An 18,989-nucleotide genomic window follows, 5' to 3' on the forward strand; every position below is an offset into this window, starting at 1 on the left:
GATCATGGCCCCACCGTCCTCGTCGACCACCAGTGCGATCACTCTGAACATCAACGGCGAGAAGCACCATCTGTCCGTCGACCACCGCACCACCCTGCTCGACGCCCTCCGCGAGCGCCTCGACCTCACCGGCACCAAGAAGGGCTGCGACCAGGGCCAGTGCGGCGCCTGCACCGTCCTGCTCGACCGGCGCCGCGTCGTCTCCTGCCTCAGCCTCGCGGTCGCGGCCGAGGGCCGCGAGATCACCACCATCGAGGGCATCGCCGAGGGCGACGACCTGCACCCCGTCCAGCAGGCCTTCCTCGACCTCGACGGCTACCAGTGCGGCTACTGCACGCCCGGCCAGATCTGTTCGGCCATCGCCGTCATCGAGGAGCACGCGGCAGGCTGGCCGAGCGCCGTCACCGACGACGTGGGCCCCGAGGCGGCGCCACCACCGCTGACGCCCGAGGAGATCCGCGAGCGGATGAGCGGCAACCTCTGCCGCTGCGGCGCCTACGTCTCGATCGTCCAGGCCGTCGCCCGTGGTGCGCAGACCCACGCCGAGGGCCGGACGGAAGCCGTGAAGGAGGCGGCCGCATGAGGGAGTTCGACTACCGGCGTGCGCATGACGTGACCGGCGCGGTCGCCCTGCTCGCGGCCGACCCGGACGCGCGGTTCCTCGGCGGCGGCACCAACCTCGTCGACCTGATGAAGGCCGGGGTGGAACGGCCCGCCCGGCTCGTCGACGTCCGCGAACTCCCGCTGGACCGCATCGAACCCACCCCGGACGGGGGCCTGCGCATCGGAGCCACCGTCACCAACAGCGACCTCGCCGCCCACCCCGACATCCGCCGCCGCTACCCCGCGCTGACCCAGGCCGTCCTGGCCGGCGCCTCCGGACAGCTGCGCAACATGGCCACCGTCGGCGGCAACCTGCTGCAACGCACCCGCTGCGGATACTTCTCCGACGTCAGCGGGCCCTGCAACAAGCGCGTCCCCGGCAGCGGTTGCCCCGCCGTCACCGGTGAGCACCACAACCACGCCGTCCTCGGCGCCTCCGGGCACTGCGTGGCCGTGCACCCCTCCGACATGGGCGTGGCCCTGACGGCGTTCGACGCGGTGGTCGCGTACGAGAGCCTTCACGGCCCGGGCGAGGTGCCGGTCACCGACCTCTACCTCCCGGTCGGCGACACCCCGCACCGGGAGACCGCCCTGCCGCCCGGCGCCCTGATCACCCATGTCACCCTGCCCGCCGCACCCGTCACCGCCGACTCCCGCTACCGCAAGGTGCGCGAGCGCGCCTCGTACGCCTTCGCCATCGGCTCCGTCGCCGCCGCGCTGGACATCGAGGACGGGCGCGTACGCGAGGCGCGGCTCGCGCTCGGGGCCGTCGCCTCCCGGCCCTGGCGGGCCCGCGCGGCCGAAGCCGTCCTGACCGGCGCACCGGCCACCGGCACGGCCTTCGCCGCCGCCGCGGACGCCGAACTCGCGGCCGCCCGCCCGCTGCCCGACAACGGATACAAGGTGACCCTCATGCGCAACCTGATGGTCTCCGTCCTGACCGAACTCGCCGAGGGGAACACCCGATGACGACCACCACGCCGGGACCCACGGCGCTGCGCGGCGCCGTCGGCACCGCCCACACCCGCGTGGAGGGCCGCGACAAGGTCACCGGCGCCGCCCGGTACGCGGGGGAGATCCCCTTCGCGGGCCTGGCCCACGGCTGGCTGGTGCTCTCCACCGTCACGCGCGGCCGCATCCGTCACGTCGACACCGCCCCGGTCCTCGCCATGCCGGGCGTCCTCACCGTGCTGCACCACGGCAACGCCCCGCGTCTGCACACCGATTACGTCGGCATGCTCGGCACCCCGCCCGACCTGACCGCCGCCGTCTTCCAGGACTCGCGCGTGCCGTTCGCGGGCTGGCCGGTCGCGCTGGTCGTCGCCGACACCCCGGAGCAGGCCAGGGAGGCGGCCGAAGCGCTCGTGGTGATGTACGACGAGGAGCCCCACGACACCGTGCTCACCGCCGGTCACCCCGGCGCCCACCCCGTCGGCGGACATATGCCCGCGGAGACGGAGAAGGGCGATCTGGAGGCCGAACTGGCCGCCTCCGCCGTCGTGGTGGACGAGGAGTACACCACCCCCGAGGAACAGCACAGCATGATGGAGCCGCACGCGGCGACCGCCCGGTGGGACGGTGGCCGACTGGAGGTCGTCGACTCCAACCAGGGCACGACCTGGGTGCAGAGCGAGCTGGCCGAGATGTTCTCGCTCGACGCGTCCTCGGTGCGGGTGCGCTCCGAGCACATCGGCGGCGGCTTCGGCAGCAAGGGCCTGCGCGCCCACCAGGTGTCCGCCGTGCTGGCCGCCACCGTCCTGCGGCGGCCGGTACGGGTGGTGATGACCCGGCGCCAGATGTTCTCCCTGGCCGGACACCGCAGCCCCACCACCCAGCGGGTCAGGCTCGGCGCCTGTCCCGACGGCAGGCTCCGCGCCCTGGACCACCGCTCGCTCAGCCGGACGTCGACGGTGTACGAGTTCGTCGAGCCCAGCGCGGCCGTCGCCCGGGTCATGTACGACGCCGACGCCCACCGCACGGCCAACCACGTCGTGGGCCTCGACGTGCCGTCCCCGACCTGGATGCGGGCCCCGGGGGAGGCGCCGGGGTCCTTCGCGATCGAGACGGCCCTGGACGAACTCGCCGTACGCTGCGGCCTCGACCCCATCGAGCTGCGCCTGCGCAACGAGCCCGAGGTGGGCCCCGTCTCCGGGCTCCCGTTCAGCAGCCGCAACCTGCCCGCCTGCTTCCGCGAGGGCGCCCGCAGGTTCGGCTGGGCGGACCGCGACCCGCGCCCCGGTGTCCGCCGCGACGGGCGCTGGCTGCGGGGCACCGGAACGGCGGCGGCGTCCTACAGCGCCGGAGCGGTCCCCTCCACGGCCCTGGTGACGGCGGAGGCGGACGGTTCCTTCACCGTACGGATCGCCGCCGCCGACCTCGGCACAGGAGCCCGCACCGCGCTCACCCTGATCGCCGCCGACGCCCTGGAGACCGCACCCGCACGCGTCCGGGTCAGGATCGGCGACAGCGACTTCGGCCCCGCGATGATCGCGGGCGGATCGATGGGCACCCGCTCCTGGGCCTGGGCGATCACGGCGGCCGCCGCCGAACTGCGGGAACGGCTCGCGGTGGCCCCGGGCATCCCGCCGGAGGGGATCACCGTCCGCTCCGACACCGCCGAGGCCATCGGCGCCCTCGCCCAGAAGGAACGCCACTCCTTCGGGGCCCAGTTCGCCGAGGTCGCCGTCGACGCCGCGACCGGCGAGGTCCGGGTGCGCCGCATGCTGGGCATCTTCGCCGCAGGCCGGATCGTCAACCCGCTCACCGCCCGCAACCAGCTCGTCGGCGGGATGGTCTGGGGCCTCTCCATGGCCCTGCACGAGGAGGCCGTCCGCGACCGGAACACCGGCCGCCACTACAGCCCCGACCTCGCCGGGTACCACGTGGCCACCCACGCCGACGTCCCGGACATCGAGGCGGACTGGGTGGAGGACCCCGACCCGGACGACCCGGTCGGTATCAAGGGCCTGGGGGAGGTCGGCATCGTGGGCGCGGCGGCGGCCGTCGCCAACGCGGTCTGGCACGCCACCGGCGTACGCCAACGGCACCTGCCGATCCGCCCCGACCGGATCCTCACGGCACCGGCACCGGCACCTACGCGGGAGTGGGCGGGCCCTCCTGCGGGCGGGGGAGCGGTGGATGCTTGACATAGCCCGCGAGCTGCACGACTGGATGGCGGAGGGCCGGGAGTTCGCCGTCGCCACCGTCGTCTCCGTCGGCGGCAGCGCCCCGCGCGGGCCCGGCGCCGCCCTCGCCGTCGACAGCGGGGGCACGGCGATCGGCTCGGTCTCCGGCGGCTGTGTGGAGGGCGCGGTCTACGAACTGTGCGCCCAGGCCCTCCAGGACGGCCGGGCCGTACGCGAACGGTTCGGCTACAGCGACGAGGACGCCTTCGCGGTCGGGCTGACCTGCGGCGGGGTCATCGACGTCATGGTCACACCGGTCCGCTCCGGCTCACCGGAGCGGAAGGTGCTCGGGGCCGCGCTGTCTGCCGCGGCGGGCGGCGCGCCGGCCTCTCTCGTACGGGTGGCACGCGGCCCGGACGGGCTCCTGGGCCGGGCGCTGCTCGTCCGCCCCGACGGCACGTACGAGGGCGGGCTCGGCGGCCGTGCGGAGCTGGACCGTACGGCGGCGGCCGAGGCCCGGGCCCTGCTGGACACCGGCCGCACCGGCACGATCGCGCTCTCCGAGGACGGGTCGCACTGCCCCGGCGGGCTGACCCTGCTCGTGGAGACCAGCGTGGAGCCGCCCCGCATGATCGTGTTCGGCGCCGTCGACTTCGCCGCGGCGCTGGTGCGGGCGGGCAAGTTCCTGGGCCATCACGTGACGGTGTGCGACGCCCGGCCCGTCTTCGCCACCGAGGCCCGGTTCCCCGAGGCGGACGAGATCGTCGTGGACTGGCCCCACCGCTATCTGCGACGCACACGGACGGACGGCCGTACGGTGCTGTGCGTGCTCACGCACGACCCCCGGTTCGACGTGCCGCTGCTCAGGGAGGCGCTGCGCATGCCCGCCGCGTTCGTCGGCGCGATGGGCTCGCGCCGGACCCACGAGGACCGGTGGCGGCGGCTGCGGGAGGCGGGGCTGAGCGAGGGCGAGCTGGACCGGCTGCGGTCGCCCATCGGCCTGGACCTGGGCGCCCGTACGCCCGAGGAGACGGCGCTGTCCATCGCCGCGGAGATCGTCGCGGCCCGGCGCGGCGGCACGGGCCTGCCCCTGACCGGAGGGGCCGACCCCATCCACCGGGACCTGTCGGGCGCGGCGGCGTAGCGGGAGCCCCGCCCGTCCGGACGGGCGGGGCCGGGCCGCCTCAGCGAGCGCGGCGCACCCGGATCGGACCGCGCGCCTCGGCCGGCTCGACGGGACGGCCGCCCTGAGTGATCTCCACCTCGCCGGCCGCCACCAGTCGGCGGGCCGCCCGGCGGGCCGGTTCCATGAGCGCGCGCCAGCCGTCGTCCTCGCCCTCGCCGCTGCCCTCGTACACCGCCCGTGCGGCGTCGGAAGGGCAGATGGTGGCGGTCGGGCCGCGACGGTCCAGCAACTCCAGGATGGCTTGTTCCAGCCGCCGGTCCGTCTGCTCCTCGGAGTCCGTCACCCCGTCAGTGTCGCATCGGCGGCCGTGTCGGCGACGCACGCCACGTCCCGTGGGCGCGGCTGTGCCGACGGCGCCTGAGCCGTCCGCCACGGGCCGCGAGTCGCTGCGGAGGAGGGCCGCGACCCGTTGTCAGTGGGGCCGCTTAGAGTCTCTTCTACTCGTCACGGTGCGTTGCCGCCGACGGGTTTCATCAGCGTGCCGCCGGTTCGGCGACCGTCCGGAACAACGGGGAGAACAGCGCATGGGGTGGGTTTCGGCGGGCGACTATGAAGTCGCCCTGGAGGCGGGCAAGGTGGTCTGCCGCAACGGGAAGGGCCGACGGCTGAAGTCCGTCCCGGCCGCGTTGAAGGACGATCCGGCGGTCATCGGCCTCCGCCAGCTGACCGAGTGGCTGGAAAGGCACGAACGCCGGTGCCTGACCGACGTCGAACAGTGGATGGTGCGTTCCCTGCCCGTCCCCACGGCCGTGCTCGCGCAGGTCTGGCCCGACCCGGCATGGCAGGCGGCCCTGCGGGATGTCGTGGTGACCGGCGCGGACGGTGGGGTCGCCGGATTCCTGCGCGATGTCGACCCCGAGCGCGGACTCGGCCTCGTCGACCTGGACGGCGACACGGTCCGCATCACCCCGGACGTCGTCAGCGTGCCCCACCCCGTCCTCCTCGACGACCTCGACGAACTGCGGGAGTTCGCGGTCGAACTGGAGGTGCGCCAGAACGTGGAGCAGTTGTTCCGCGAGGTGTGGCACCGCCCGCCGGGCCTCGCCCCGGACACCACATCCGTGGACACCTACGCGGGCGGCGCCTTCAAGGAGCTCCGCTTCCTGCACGGCCGCGTCACTCAGCTCGGTTACCGGTCGCGCGGCGGATATGCCGTCTGCCCGGTCGTCGAGGACGGCGCCACCGCCGAGGCGCGCATCTGGATCGGCGAGCGCGACGGATACGACGAGTACGGCACCGAGACGGGCCCCCTGGGCTGGACAGACCCTGCGGGGCGCGCGCTGACGGCCGCCGAGGTCGGCCCCGTCGCGTGGTCCGAGGGCATGCGCATGGCGGCGGCGCTCTACGCCGGCCGCGACGTCGAGGACGAGGAGCGGGCGGCATGAGCATCACGACGAACACCACCGACGCGAGCACCGACGCGAACTTCGGCGTCGGCGCGACGGCGGCGGGCGCGGCGTCCCTTCCCGGCCAGGCCCGGGGCGGGCGCACCTCCGCCCCCGCTTCCGAGGCCCGCGCGGCGGCTCTGCTGGACGCGGGCGCGATCCTCCCGGCCGGTACCACCGACCGGGACGACGCCGACACACTGACGGCCCGCACCTACACGCACACCGCCCTCGGCGACCGCCCCGTGGTCCGGCTCGTGCCCGGCACTCTCGGTGAAGCCGAGGACCTGGCCCTGGAGTTCCTCGGGCTGGCCCGGACCGCCGAGGCCCCCGCCGTGGGCCAGGTGCGCCGCGAGACGCTGGGCTTTCCGGCCTGGGCGCTGGTCAACGACCCGGCCAACGGACACCACGCCCTGGCCCTGGTCAAGGACATCGAGCGGCTGGGCCGACAGGCCAGGACCCGAGCCGGTGCGGCCAAGGAAGGCTTCGACGAACTCGGCACCCGGCTCGGCCGGGCCGTGCCGCACTTCCTCCCCACCTACTACGAGCAGGTGGCACGCCTCTTCCTCCAGGCCGAGAACCCCACGTACGCCGCCTCCTTCTTCGGCAAGGCACGCGAGGCCGAGCGGGTGCATGGGCTGGCCGTGGACGAGGACCGGCAGCGGGCCGTCTTCCTGGAGTTCGCCCTCGTCGGCGCGCTGACCGTCAAGGCGCTGCGGCAGTACGTGCGGGACCTGGTGGCCCGGCTCGCACCCGAGGACGCCTGGGCACAGTTCCGCCGTCTGCTGGTCGAGCGCTGCGCGGCCGGCATGCCGCCGTACGCGGCGCTGCCGCAGGACGTGCGCACACTGGTCAAGGCCGCCGGGCTGGACCGCGAGGCCGCCGAACGCGAGCTGGTGGCCGATCTGATCGGCTCCCCGGGAGTCGTCCGCGCCCCCGCCTCGTTCTGGGCGACCTACCGCTCCGCGCTCATCGCCCTCGCCCGTGGGGACGCGGCCGTACGGGCCCGGCTCCTCGGCTTCTTCCCGGAGAGCTTCGGCGAGAGCGGCCGGGACAGGGACGGCTCATCCGACTGGCTCACGCTGCTGGCCGAGTCCGGCGCCGAGGAGCTGCTGACCGCCCTCCCGGACACTTCCGCCGACGCTCCCTCCGACTCCTCAGGCTCTTCCGGCTTCTCTGACTCCTCCGATGCTTCCGGCTCTTCCGGCTTCTCGGATTCCTCCGGCTGCGCCGACCGCTCCGGCCCGTCCGTCTCCCCGGCGGACTGGCTCGCCCGCTGGGAGGCACACCGTCGGCGCAACGGAGCCACCTCGGGCCGCAGCCCGCAGACCCTCGACCTGGCCGCCCGGATGGCGGACCGGCTGCGCGCCGACGGGCGTCCCGTCGAGCTGTTCCAGGGCCGCTGGCAGCGCACCGCCGACCTGGACCTCCTCGACCTCTGCCTCGCCTCCGGCGTCCCCGTCGCCGAGCCGGACGACCAGGACACGGGCGCCGCGTACGCACCCGGTTTCTCACTGGGCACGTGGCTCACCGACACCGCGCCCCGAGCGCGGGATCTCGCCGCCGTCGCCGAACAGCCGGTCTTCCGTGCCCTGCTGCGCCGGAACATCGGCGGCCTCGGAGGACACGGCCAGCGGGTGAGCGACGCCGGGATGGCGAACCTGGCGGCCCACCCGGTGCTCTCCGGAATCCTGCGGGAGTGGCTGACCGGCTGCGCCGAGGAGTACACGGCCGCGCGAGGACTCCCCGGGCTGCACACCGCCCTCAACCGGCTCTCGGCGTTCCGCTCCGTCGTCGCGGACGTCGCCCCGGAAGCCGTACGACTTCTCCAGGACCACGATGTCGTACCGCTGCTCGCCGCCACTCTGCGTACGGGTGTCCTCGACGAACTGGGCTGGCCCGCGCTCGACGAGACCTACGCCGAACTGGCCGCCGAGGCAGACGCCGTGCGGCAGGGGAACCGCCGGTCGCAGAGAGTCGGTGTCACCGGTGCCTGGCCCGCGCTGATCCTGAACACGCTCGAACGGGCCGTCGTCGTCGGCCCGGAAGGCGTTCTGCTGCGGCACACCCTGCGGCTGCCCCCTGCCGTCGACCAGTGGCGGACGCCCGCCTTCCGTTACGTCGACGGCGAGTTGCTGGTCATCTGGTGGGAGGACGGCAAGCAGCGCGGCTACTGGTCGCACCGCCCCGCCGAGGTGTTCACCGTCGGCGGCGAGCAGGTCCCCCGCTGGGGCGGCTCCGGCCCCTCGGACGAGGTCTGCCTGCCGCTGCCCGGCGGCGGCCGCGCCACCGGCGGCAAGGCCCTGCACGCGGGTGACACCTCCCTCCCGCCGCAGCGCGCCGTCATCTCCGACGGCACCGGCCACTGGCGGGAGGGCCACCAGGGCACGCGGCGGGTGTGGCTGGAGTACGACCCGGCCGGCGGCACGCACGGCCGCGCGTCCCTCCCCGCCTTCCTGAGCTCCGGGGTGCGGGACGGCACGCGGCTGCTCACCGAGCACTGCCAGGTGCTGCCCCTCCAGCCCGGTCTGGAGACCACCCCGTTCGGCACGGACGGCACGGTCCTCGGCCGCTGGGTCCGCCGCACGGCCACCGAACCCGGCACGGCCATCCCCGCCGACGGGCACCGGACCGTCGCCGGAGCACCCGACGGCCATACGGTCACCCTGCCGCACCCGCTGCCCGGCGGCGGCCCCCTGGTGCCGCTCGGCGCCCTCACGCTGCCCGGCGGGTCACGTCCGGTCGTGGCCCTGCGCCACCGGTCCGTCGAAGCGCACCCGGCGGACACCGACGGCACCGGTGGCAGCCTGTGGTCCGTCACCCTCGACTCCTCCGGCGGGAACGACACGGCGGGCACCCCCTATGTGCCTCCCGTCGCCTACTGGCACGCCCTGCGCCCGAGGGACGAGCGGGGCTCCGCCGCCCTGCGGACCCTGACGGACGCCCGGGCGGGGGAGCTGTTCAAGGAGGTTGCCGCCGCGGTCGCCCGGCACCTGGAGGCCTTCCGGGCCGTCGAGGAGTACACCGGGCCCTCGTCGCGGGAGCTGAGCCAGGAGGCCGTCGCCCGGGTGCTGCCCGAGGTGTCCGACGTACGGCTCCTCGCGGGCGTCACCGGGCTCGTCCGGAACGCGGTGGACCGGGCTGTCGCAGCCGCCCGGTACGTGGAACCGCCCGAGCCCGCGCAGCCGGCCACACCCCGGAACACCGCGCGCACCCAGGGCATGTTCTTCGACCACGAGCCCGGGCACGGCGACGACAAGACCCTGTGCCACGCCTCCGCCTGGGGCTCCGAGCGGATGCGCGGCGGCTGGTGGGGAGGCGGCAGCCGGTGGACCGTGATCCGGCAGATCCTCGCCGTCAACCATGTCCTCGGCGGCGAGCCGGCGTTCGGCCCGCCCACGCCGTCGAAGGTCCCGTTTGCCTCCGTGGACGGCTGGCAGCGGGACGAGTACACCGTGCCCGGCGACTCCCTCGACTGGACCTCCCTCCTCGACAAGCTGCCCGAACTGGCCTACCGGGCCGCCTCGGCGACCACCTTCCCCGAGCACCGCACCGGCCTCCTCGTGCTGCTGGAGACCCTCGCCGCGGGCCCGCTGGCCGACCCGGCGGGCACGGTCCGGCAGGTGCAGCTCATCGAACCGCTCGGCGCGGGGGGAGCCGGGCGTCCGGGACGCCCCGAGGCCGTGCACCGCCTCGGCCAGGTGCTGCGCAAGGGAGCCAGGACCGTCGTGGTCCTCGCGAGCCACGGCCGCAACTCCCGGGACGACGCGGCACGCTGGCTCGCCCTGGACCACGATCCGACCGGCGCCTTCGGCCCTGTCCCCGGCTTCACCCTGGACCGCGAGCACGTTCTCCGGCAGGGCATCGCCCGCGACCGGCTCACCCGGCTCACCGCCCTGGTACGGGAGCAGGGACCGGCACCCTGGCGCCCGGAGGCCGCCGAGGCGTTCCACACAGCCACCGGAATCGGCCCCCTCCAGTCCGCCGCCCTGCTGTCGGCGGCCGTCGAAGAGCCCGGCGCCGAGGCGCTCGCGCTGCTCGGGGCGAAGACCCGTGCCTTCGAAGCCGCCCAGGCCAGGCTGGACGCCCTGCCCCGCGACGACCGGCACGCCCTGATCCGGGCCCTGCTGCCCGATGACCCGGCCGAGCTGTGGTCCACGGGCCCCGACGTCCGTGCCGCCGCCGAGGTCTGGCAGGAGCGCCTGGCCTCCCTCGTCCGCGTCCCCGAGGAACTGGACCTCGACCTCTCGGGCAGCAGGGAGAGCGACATCGATCTGATCCTCAACCCGGGCCACCGGAGCTGGCTCGCCCACGGCACCGACGTCCCGGACGGCACCGGCCGCCCGGCCCTGCGCCGGGTGAGCGCACGCGGCGCGGTCTCCGCAGCCCTGACCGCCCTGCACACCCTCGCCTACACACTGCCGTACGGGCATCCCCTGCGGGCGTACCTGCCCGTCGGGCTCGCGGCCCTGCGGGACCGCCTCGCCGACCCGGGCCTGGTGCTGGACCTGGGTCTGGACTGGACCGAGTCGGGGGGCTCGATCGGCCCCGTGATCCGCGCCGCCCACGGGCTCCCCGAGTCCGGCGGCGCCGGAGCCGACGGCTTGGTCCGGGCCGGCGCGTCGCTGCTCCTCGCCCCCGGCCACGGCAGCCACGAGAGGGTGCTGATCCGCCCGGCCGGGCTGACAGGCCCCGACGACCCGGCGTTCGGCCTGGTCGAGGGCACCGTCGGCCGCCACAGCACCGGGGATGTAGGCGCCCTGCGCGCCCTGCTGGACGAGGAGACCGACGTGCTGGCCTCGGCGGGCGCCCCCGGTGACCTCCCGCACCACCCGGCCCAGGACCCGACGCGCGCGGTGCCGGAGCTGGTGGCCGAGGCCGCCGACGCCCTCGGTCTGAGCGCGGACGCCGCCGCCCTCTACCTGATGCTGCTCGCCCTGCCCGACCCGACGGACCGCAACTGCGCCCGCTGGACCGAGTGGAAGCCGGCCCGGATCAAGAAGGCCCGGGCGGAACTGGCCGCCACCGGCCTCGTCGTCGAGGCCAAGCGCTCCCGGGCCGGCCGCACCCTGTTCCTCCCCTGCGGCTGGCTGGAACGCGGCGCCCCCGGGCTGCCGCTGGAGACCTGGAAGGAAGCCCTGTACCCCGTGGCCGGGTCCGCCCGGACCCTGCCCCACCTCCCCGTGCCCGCGCTGTACGCAGCCGCCTGGGCCCGGGTCCGCGGAGGCGACGCCCCCGCCTTCGAAGAACTGGACACCCGCGCAACCCGGAAGGGCCGCCGCCGATGACGAACGACACCACGACCACCACCCCCACCACGGACAGCGCCACCACGGGCGGCATCACCGTGGACGGCATCCCGGGCCAGGCGGCGGCGCCCGGCCGGGAGCACCGCCAGATCACGCCGCCCGAGGACCGGTACGCCACCGAACTGGCCTTTCTCGCCGCCCATGACGCCGGGCCACGCCCGCCCGGCTGGCTGCTCACCCCGCGCGCCGTCGTCACCTTCGTGATGGGCAGCGCGGGCGAGGCGCTGAGCCTGTCGAAGGAGGCCCGGCCCGGAGCCGGAGTGCCGCGCCGCCTGCCCATCGAGCAGAAGTTCGTCGGCGAACGCGCCCTGGTCGAACGGTGCGTGGTCACCCTTGCCGGGGAGCGCGGGCTCCTGCTCGTCGGGGAGCCCGGCACCGCCAAGTCCATGCTCTCCGAGCTGCTGTCGGCGGCCGTCTGCGGGACCAGCGCGCTCACCGTGCAGGGCACCGCGGGCACCACCGAGGACCAGCTCAAGTACGGCTGGAACTACGCGCTGCTGCTCGCCCAGGGTCCCACCCAGCAGGCCCTGGTCCCCTCCCCGGTGCTCGCCGCCATGACCCGGGGGGCCGTCGCCCGTGTCGAGGAGGTCACCCGCTGCCTGCCGGAGGTCCAGGACGCCCTCGTGTCCCTGCTCTCCGAGCGGCGGATCGCGGTCCCCGAGCTGGCGGGCGGCGAGGGCGCCCAGGTGCACGCGGCCCCGGGGTTCACCCTCATCGCCACCGCCAACCTGCGGGACAAGGGCGTCTCGGAGATGTCCGCCGCGCTGAAGCGGCGCTTCAACTTCGAGACCGTGGGCCCCATCGGGGACGTGGACGCCGAGACCGCGCTCGTCCGGCGCCAGTCGCGGGCAGCCGTCGAACGCGTGGGCGCCGCCTACCAGGTGGACGACGCGGTCCTCGAAGCCCTTGTCACCGCCTTCCGTGACCTGCGCGAGGGCCGCTCCGTGGAGGGCTGGGAGGTCGAGCGCCCCTCCACGGTGATGAGCACGGCGGAGGCGGTCTCCGTCGCGGGTGCCCTGGGCCTGGCCGCCGCGTACTTCCCCGGCGACCGGGACGTACTCTCCCTCCTGCCCGGCCATCTCCTCGGCGTCGTCCGAAAGGACGACCCCGCCGACGCGGCACGGCTGCTGGGGTACTGGGACGGGCCGGTGCGCAGGCGCGCGGAGCAGGGGTCGGCCACCTGGCGTGCCCTGTGGGACCTGCGCGCGGTGCTGGAGAACTGAGGGATGAGCGAGTCGACCACTCCCGAGGTGCGCTCCGCCGCCGAGGTGCGATGCGCCCCCGAGGTGCGATCCGCCGCAGAGGTGCGATCCACACCCGAGGCGCGCTCCACTGCTGAGGTGCGCTCTTCCCCTGAGGCGCGATCCGCCGCCGACGTGTCGCCCACCTTCGATGCGTCGGCCCCTGCCCCGGCACAGGGGCCGACGCAGGGGTCGACGCCGGGACCGGCGCAGGTCCCGGCGGCCGGGCCTGCCACCCCGGAAGCCGCGGTGGCGGCTCTCGCGGCGGACGGGCCCGGGCTGCCGTTCCTGATCGGGGTGCGCCACCACGCGCCCTCGCTGGCGGCCGCCCTCCCGGCGCTGCTGGACGCGGCGGCCCCCGACGTTCTCCTCGTCGAACTGCCCGCCGAGTTCCAGCCCTGGCTGGGCTGGCTCGCCCACGAGGAGACCGAGGCCCCGGTGGCGCTGGCCGCCGTGCCCGCCGAAGGGCCAGGGCCCGGCTCGGCAGGCGCACGGGGACCGGCCTTCTACCCGTTCGCGGACTTCTCGCCCGAACTGGTCGCCCTGCGCTGGGCGGCAAGGAACGGCATCCCGGCGGTGGCCTGCGATCTGCCGCTCGCCGACCGGGCGTGGGCGGGGGGTGGTCCGGACACCGCCGCCCCGGCCCCAGGCGCCGACTCCGTACCCGTGCCGGGGGAGGGCCACGGGCTGTCCGCCGCACTCCGCGCCCGGCTCACCGGCCGGGACGGCGACGACCTGTGGGACCGGCTGGTGGAGGCCCACGCGCCCGGCTCGGCCCCCGAGGCGCTCCGCCGTGCCGCCCTGCTCGCCGGGTGGGCGCTGCGTCACGAGGCCGAGGCGCGGGGCGGGGTGCACACCACGGATCTGGTGCGCGAGGCGTGTATGCGCCGCCATGTCGCCGAGGCCCTGGCGAGCGGGCGGCGGCCCGCCGTGGTGGTGGGAGCCTTCCACACCCCGGCACTGCTGCCGCTCGCGGCCGGGGCCGCAGATGGTCCCGCACCGGACGCGGCGGATCAGCCCGCCGCCACCCCCGGGCCGGACCCGGACCCGGAGCCGGACGGCCGACTGAACGGCGCTGCGGGGCCGGTGGAGTTCACGGTCTCCCTGGTCCCCTACACGTACCCTCTGCTCGACTCACGGTCCGGCTACCCGGCCGGCATCCGGGACCCGGAGTGGCAGCACACCGTCCTGGACGCCGCCCGGGAACCTGCCGCGCTGCACGAGGCGTTGATCCGCACCGCCGTCCGCATCTGCGCCGCGCTGCGCGAACAGGGCCACCCCTACGGCCCGGCGGACGCCCGGGAGGTCGTCCGGGTGGCCGGTGACCTGGCCCGCCTGCGCGAGCTGCCCGCCCCCGGCCGGGGTGAACTCCTGGAAGCCGTGCAGACGGTGCTGGGACGCGGTGAGACCTACGGTACGGGCCGTGCCGTCGCCCGGGCCCTCGAACGCGTACTCGTCGGAGCCCGTACCGGAAAGCCCGCGCCCGCCGCGCCCCGCAGTGGACTGGGCCCCGCCGTCGAGGCTGCCACCGCGGCGCTCTCCCTCCCCGGCCCGGGGGACGCGCACGAGAAGACACCGCGCGACCTCCGGCTCGACCCGGCGCGCTCCACCCTGGACCGGCGCCGCGAACTGCTGCTGCGCAGGCTGACGGTCTGTGGCATCCCTTACGCGCGGGAGCAGGGCGTGAGCGGGGCCGCGGGTACGGAAGGACTCACGACGCGCTGGCAGGTGCGGTGGACCCCGGCGACGGCCGCGATGCTCACCGCGGCCGGGGACCGTGGCGTCACCCCGGCCCAGGCGGCCGAGGGTGTGCTGCGGCAGCGGCACGCGGCCGAGCACGCGGAGGGCGGACCCACGGCTGCCCAGGTCGTCCGGGGCCTCACGGAGGCCGCCGAGTGCGGGCTCCCCGCCCTTGTCGACGAACGGCTGACCGAAGTCGCGGTCGTACTCCCGGCGAGCGGTACCCTCCCCGAGCTCCTCGCCGGGCTCGACCTGCTGGACCGCATCGACGCAGGTCACCTGCCGGGCCTGGCCGCGCCCGACGGCCCCTCGGCCTTGGACGGTGGCGTCGCCGCCCGGGCCGCCCGCACCGCGTACGCGGCCGAACTCCTGACCTCGGCCGCCGTCCGCCAGGTCGACGGCCTGACCGGCTCCGAGGAGCCCGAAGACGCCCGGGCGCTGCTCGAACTGGCCCAGCGGGCCGACCGGGTGGGCGGCATCCGGCTCACCGACGCCCTCGCCCGGCTGGCCGCCGACGGCACCCCGTTGATCGCCGCGGCCGCCGGAGCGGTCAGGGTGCTCACGGACCACGAGGAGGCCGAAGCCTTCGGGGGGCGCGTCGCCTCCTGGGTGGACGGAGCCGTGGACAGCACCTCCCGGGCCGCGCTCACGGCCCGCCTGACCGGCGTTCTGACGGTGGCGGGCCCGCTCCTGACCGTCGGCGCAGGCGCCCTGGAACCGCTGCTGCACCGGGTCGTCGAGCTGGACGACAGCGCGTTCCTGGCCCGGTTGCCGGCCCTGCGCGGTGGCTTCGACACCCTGAGCCCGGCCGCCCGGGACCGCCTGCTGGAAACCGTAGAGGAGCGGCTGGGCGAACGGGTGGACACCCTCGACGCGGACGATCCCGCCGAGCTCGCCCGCCGGACGGCCGCCGACCTCGCGGCCCGCGGCCTCCTGACCGGCCTGGGCCTGGCCCTCCCGCCACCCGCGCACGACGACCGGTACCCACCGCCGTCCGGCGACCCCACCGCAAAGCCGCTCACCGCAACTTCCTTCACCGCAACGCCCCCCACCGGCACACCAGGGACCGGCGAACCCGGGACCAGCACATCAGGGACCGGCACGCCCTCCACCGGCGCATCCGGGACCGGCATACCCTCCACCGGCACACAGGGGACCGGCACACCCTCTGCCGGCGCCCCCGCGACCGCGCCCTCCACGGAGCTCACCCCCGCGTGGACCCTCGCCCCCGGCGACCGGTGGCGGCTCGTGCTCGGCAGGCGTCCCGACCGACTGCCGACCGGTGCCGCCCGCCTGGCGACGGCTCTGGACGAGCTCTACGGCGCGGGGCACGGCGAGGGGTCCCGAGGCGGCCTGCCCGGCCCAGGCGGCGGCTCCGGACCGCGCGGCGGCCGGGAACCCTCGTTCCCCGGCGTCCGCGAGTGGTCCGAGGAGCTGGCCGCGCTGTTCGGACCCGGCGTCCGCGAGGAGGTCCTCGCCGCCGCAGCCGCGACAGGCCGCCCGGACGTCCTCACCGAACTCGACCCGGCGGCCGCCACCCCCTCCGTGGAACTGCTCCGGACGGTCCTGCGGTACGCCGGCGGGCTCCCCGAAGCCCGCCTCGCGGCGCTCCGGCCCCTGGTCCGCCGGCTGGTCGACGAACTGACCCGGCAGCTCGCCACCCGGCTGCGCCCCGCCCTCACCGGCACGATGTCGGCCCGGCCCACCCGCCGCCCCGGCGGCCGACTGGACCTGCCGCGCACGCTGCGTGCCAACCTCGCCACCGCCCGCCGGACGGCCGACGGAACGGTCCAGGTGATCCCCGAGAAACCGGTGTTCCGCAGCCGCGCCCGCCGCTCGGCCGACTGGCGCCTGATCCTGGTCACCGATGTCTCCGGATCGATGGAGGCGTCCACGATCTGGTCCGCGCTGACCGCGTCCGTGCTCGCCGGGGTGCCGACCCTGAGTACCCATTTCCTGGCCTTCTCCACGGAGGTCGTCGACCTCACCGGCCATGTGCACGACCCTCTCTCCCTCCTGCTGGAGGTGAGCGTGGGCGGGGGCACGCACATCGCCGCCGGACTGCGGCACGCCCGCAGCCTGATCGAGGTGCCCACCCGCACTCTCGTCGTCGTCATCAGCGACTTCGAGGAAGGGGCGCCGATCGGCGGACTGCTGTCCGAGGTGCGGGCTCTGGTGACCACCGGCTGCCATGTCCTCGGGTGCGCGAGCCTCGACGACGCCGGACGGCCCCGCTACTCGACGGGTGTCGCCGGGCAGCTCGTGGCCGCCGGGATGCCCGTGGCGGCCCTCAGCCCACTCGAACTGGCCCGCTGGATAGGGGAGAAGACCGCATGAACGCCGCCCAGTTGCCTCCCGTCGCACCGGAAGTCACGGCCACGCTGGTGGAGGAGCTCTCGCCCCGGCTGCGTAAGCGGCTGGACGCGGCAGTCACCAAGCTCGGCGCCCGCCCGACGCACCGCGACGGGGACACGGTGACGATCACGGTCGACGACGAGACCGAGTTGCGCCTGCACGCCCCGGGCGGCGTGGTGGCGACGGCCGACGCCATCACCTGTGGTTGCCTCCTCGCCCCGGCCTGCGTCCACCGCGCGGCCGCCGCCTGCGCCGCCCCGACGGCGGACCTGGCCCCGGACCCGATGCCGGACTCCGCGGACCGGCCCACCGGGGTGGACCCGACGGTGGTCGCGGCCCCGTACCCCGCCGACCGACTCACCGGGGCGGCCCCGGCCCCGTACCCCGCCGACCAGCTCACCCGGGCGGACCCGACGGCGGTCCCGGCCCCGGACCTCGCCCACCAGCCCACCCCAGCGGTCTCCGCACACGCCCCCGCACCCACCTCCGTAACGGATCCGACCCCGACCCCGACCTCAACCCCCACCCCCGACTCCGTGTCCACGCCCGAGGTGGCGAGCCCGGCTCAGCGTGCGGCGGCCGACGCCCTGTGGTCGGCGGGCGCCGCCGTGCTGGAGGCGGGCGTCGACGGGGCGGGAGCCGTCACCCAGTCGGCTCTCCTCCGCGCCGCGCACACCGCCCGGCTCCAGCACCTGCCGCGCGCCGCGGGCGCCGCGCTCTCCGTCGTCACGCTGCTGCGCGCGGCCCGCGCCGGGGACCCGTCCTACCGCACCGCCGACCTCGTCACGGCCCTGGCCGAACTCCTGGGCACCGCACACCGGGTGGGGACGGCGTCCGGGGCGGAGCTGGCCGCCGTCCGAGGCCGCGCGCGCCGCCCGTACAGCCCGGACGGCTCGCTGCGCCTGTACGGCCTGTTCACCGAACCCGTGGTCACCGACTCCGGGCACGGCGGCGTCCGCACCTGGGTCGCCGGTTCCGACGGCCGCCTCTTCACGGTCGGCGATGTGGCACCCGGCGGCGCAGGGCGCGCCCTGGGCGTGGCCGACCGGGCCGTACGCCTGGGGGACAGCGCGCTCACCCACCGGGAGCTGGGCCGGGCCGGTCTGGCGGTCTCGGGGGCGACGGTCTCGCCGGACGGCAGACTGGGCGCGGGGAAGGGCGTCAAGGCCGTCACCGCCCGGGGCGCGGCCTGGACCGAACCGCCGCTCGCCGTCCTGTGGGAGACCCCGCCGTCCGAACAGGGCGCCCGCGCCCTGCGGTCCACCTCCCGCTACGCGGACCCGGACGGCGGCGGCAGCGACCTGCTCTTCCTGGACGTCGAACTCCTCGGCGCCGTACGGGAGCCGGGCGGCGCCTGCCTGCTCGCGCGGTGCGAGGGAGGCACTCCCGTACGGCTCACCGTCGCCGACGACGATCCCGCGCTGGCCCACCGCGACAACCTGATGCTGCTGGCCACGGCGCCGGGGACACGGCTGCGGATCATCGGCCGTCTGGTGCCCGCCCCGCACCCCCGGCTCACCCTTCTGGCCTGCTCGCACCCCACTGGCGAGGGCACGGTCGACCTCGGCCTGGACCGCCTGCGCCGCGCCGACCTCCCCGACCCGGCCGCCCCCGTGCACCCTGCCCCGTCACAGCCGGAAGGGCCCGGCGCGCACTCGCCCCTGTACCTCCTGGAGCGCCGGGTCGAACAGACGGTCCTGGCGGGCCGCGCCACCCTCGGCCTGCTCGGGGACGTCACCGCCGAGACCCGCCGTATCCGCCGCGCGGGCCTCCCCACGGCCGCCGGACTCCTCACCGCCCTGTGCACTTCGGCGGCCCGACGCGATCGCGACCTCTTCGGCCGTCTCCTCCCCGCCGACACCGACGGCTTCGCCACCTACTGGCTCGCGGCCACCCGATACACGGCCGCCGTGGCCGAGTCCCTGTGCGCGGCCGCCTGGGAACCGACGCGGTGCCCGGCCTGACCGTGCCGAAAGAACGCCCGGCCTGACCGTGCAGGAAGAACCCGGGCTCCTTCGCCGGGATACGAGTGCGGGGCGTCGGCC

General features: G+C 75.7%; 10 protein-coding genes. 9 read left to right on the forward strand and 1 reads right to left on the reverse strand.

Features of this window, described 5'->3' with window-relative positions:
- Positions 1-4 precede the first annotated feature (4 nt).
- Genes ACFW9Z_RS26645 through ACFW9Z_RS26660 form a run of 4 tightly spaced genes read left to right on the forward strand, consistent with a single transcriptional unit; the run spans position 5 to position 4,872 of the window.
- On the forward strand, positions 5-583 hold the full coding sequence (locus ACFW9Z_RS26645) for a (2Fe-2S)-binding protein (protein WP_384645085.1): 579 nt from the start codon (positions 5-7) through the stop codon (positions 581-583).
- A complete protein-coding gene (locus ACFW9Z_RS26650) occupies positions 580-1,572 on the forward strand; it encodes an FAD binding domain-containing protein (protein ID WP_384645086.1) in 993 nt (330 codons plus the stop codon). Before ACFW9Z_RS26645 ends, ACFW9Z_RS26650 begins: the two co-directional genes overlap by 4 nt.
- The gene (locus ACFW9Z_RS26655) at positions 1,569-3,749 is read left to right on the forward strand and encodes a xanthine dehydrogenase family protein molybdopterin-binding subunit (RefSeq protein ID WP_384645087.1); all 2,181 of its coding nucleotides are present in this window, start codon (positions 1,569-1,571) and stop codon (positions 3,747-3,749) included. Before ACFW9Z_RS26650 ends, ACFW9Z_RS26655 begins: the two co-directional genes overlap by 4 nt.
- Positions 3,742-4,872: an XdhC family protein gene (locus ACFW9Z_RS26660; RefSeq protein WP_384645088.1), complete on the forward strand. Its 1,131-nt coding sequence runs from the start codon at positions 3,742-3,744 to the stop codon at positions 4,870-4,872. The genes ACFW9Z_RS26655 and ACFW9Z_RS26660 overlap by 8 nt, the downstream gene beginning before the upstream one ends.
- Positions 4,873-4,912: 40 nt before the next feature.
- On the opposite strand, the gene ACFW9Z_RS26665 is transcribed toward ACFW9Z_RS26660, so the two are convergent.
- Positions 4,913-5,197: a DUF3253 domain-containing protein gene (locus ACFW9Z_RS26665; protein ID WP_384645089.1), complete on the reverse strand. Its 285-nt coding sequence runs from the start codon at positions 5,195-5,197 to the stop codon at positions 4,913-4,915.
- A gap of 241 nt (positions 5,198-5,438) precedes the next feature.
- Between ACFW9Z_RS26665 and ACFW9Z_RS26670 the strand changes: the two genes are divergently transcribed.
- The 5 genes from ACFW9Z_RS26670 to ACFW9Z_RS26690 are packed head-to-tail and all read left to right on the forward strand — an operon-like array spanning position 5,439 to position 18,908.
- Positions 5,439-6,299, forward strand: a complete 861-nt coding sequence (locus tag ACFW9Z_RS26670) for a DUF4132 domain-containing protein (protein WP_384645090.1) — start codon at positions 5,439-5,441, stop codon at positions 6,297-6,299.
- The gene (locus ACFW9Z_RS26675; protein WP_384645091.1) at positions 6,296-11,587 is read left to right on the forward strand and encodes a hypothetical protein; all 5,292 of its coding nucleotides are present in this window, start codon (positions 6,296-6,298) and stop codon (positions 11,585-11,587) included. The genes ACFW9Z_RS26670 and ACFW9Z_RS26675 overlap by 4 nt, the downstream gene beginning before the upstream one ends.
- On the forward strand, positions 11,584-12,831 hold the full coding sequence (locus ACFW9Z_RS26680) for an AAA family ATPase (protein ID WP_384645092.1): 1,248 nt from the start codon (positions 11,584-11,586) through the stop codon (positions 12,829-12,831). Before ACFW9Z_RS26675 ends, ACFW9Z_RS26680 begins: the two co-directional genes overlap by 4 nt.
- Positions 12,832-12,834: 3 nt before the next feature.
- The gene (locus ACFW9Z_RS26685; protein ID WP_384645093.1) at positions 12,835-16,926 is read left to right on the forward strand and encodes a DUF5682 family protein; all 4,092 of its coding nucleotides are present in this window, start codon (positions 12,835-12,837) and stop codon (positions 16,924-16,926) included.
- A complete protein-coding gene (locus ACFW9Z_RS26690) occupies positions 16,923-18,908 on the forward strand; it encodes a hypothetical protein (RefSeq protein ID WP_384645094.1) in 1,986 nt (661 codons plus the stop codon). Before ACFW9Z_RS26685 ends, ACFW9Z_RS26690 begins: the two co-directional genes overlap by 4 nt.
- Positions 18,909-18,989: the final 81 nt, after the last annotated feature.

The organism is Streptomyces sp. NPDC059452, assembly GCF_042750035.1.
In the GTDB taxonomy this organism is placed as follows: domain Bacteria; phylum Actinomycetota; class Actinomycetes; order Streptomycetales; family Streptomycetaceae; genus Streptomyces.

Coding starts and splice junctions, on each gene's coding strand:
- ACFW9Z_RS26660 (WP_384645088.1), top strand. CDS start 3,742: ATGCTTGACATAGCCCGCGAGCTGCACGACTGGATGGCGGAGGGCCGG.
- ACFW9Z_RS26675 (WP_384645091.1), top strand. CDS start 6,296: ATGAGCATCACGACGAACACCACCGACGCGAGCACCGACGCGAACTTC.
- ACFW9Z_RS26690 (WP_384645094.1), top strand. CDS start 16,923: ATGAACGCCGCCCAGTTGCCTCCCGTCGCACCGGAAGTCACGGCCACG.
- ACFW9Z_RS26680 (WP_384645092.1), top strand. CDS start 11,584: ATGACGAACGACACCACGACCACCACCCCCACCACGGACAGCGCCACC.
- ACFW9Z_RS26645 (WP_384645085.1), top strand. CDS start 5: ATGGCCCCACCGTCCTCGTCGACCACCAGTGCGATCACTCTGAACATC.
- ACFW9Z_RS26655 (WP_384645087.1), top strand. CDS start 1,569: ATGACGACCACCACGCCGGGACCCACGGCGCTGCGCGGCGCCGTCGGC.
- ACFW9Z_RS26650 (WP_384645086.1), top strand. CDS start 580: ATGAGGGAGTTCGACTACCGGCGTGCGCATGACGTGACCGGCGCGGTC.
- ACFW9Z_RS26685 (WP_384645093.1), top strand. CDS start 12,835: ATGAGCGAGTCGACCACTCCCGAGGTGCGCTCCGCCGCCGAGGTGCGA.
- ACFW9Z_RS26670 (WP_384645090.1), top strand. CDS start 5,439: ATGGGGTGGGTTTCGGCGGGCGACTATGAAGTCGCCCTGGAGGCGGGC.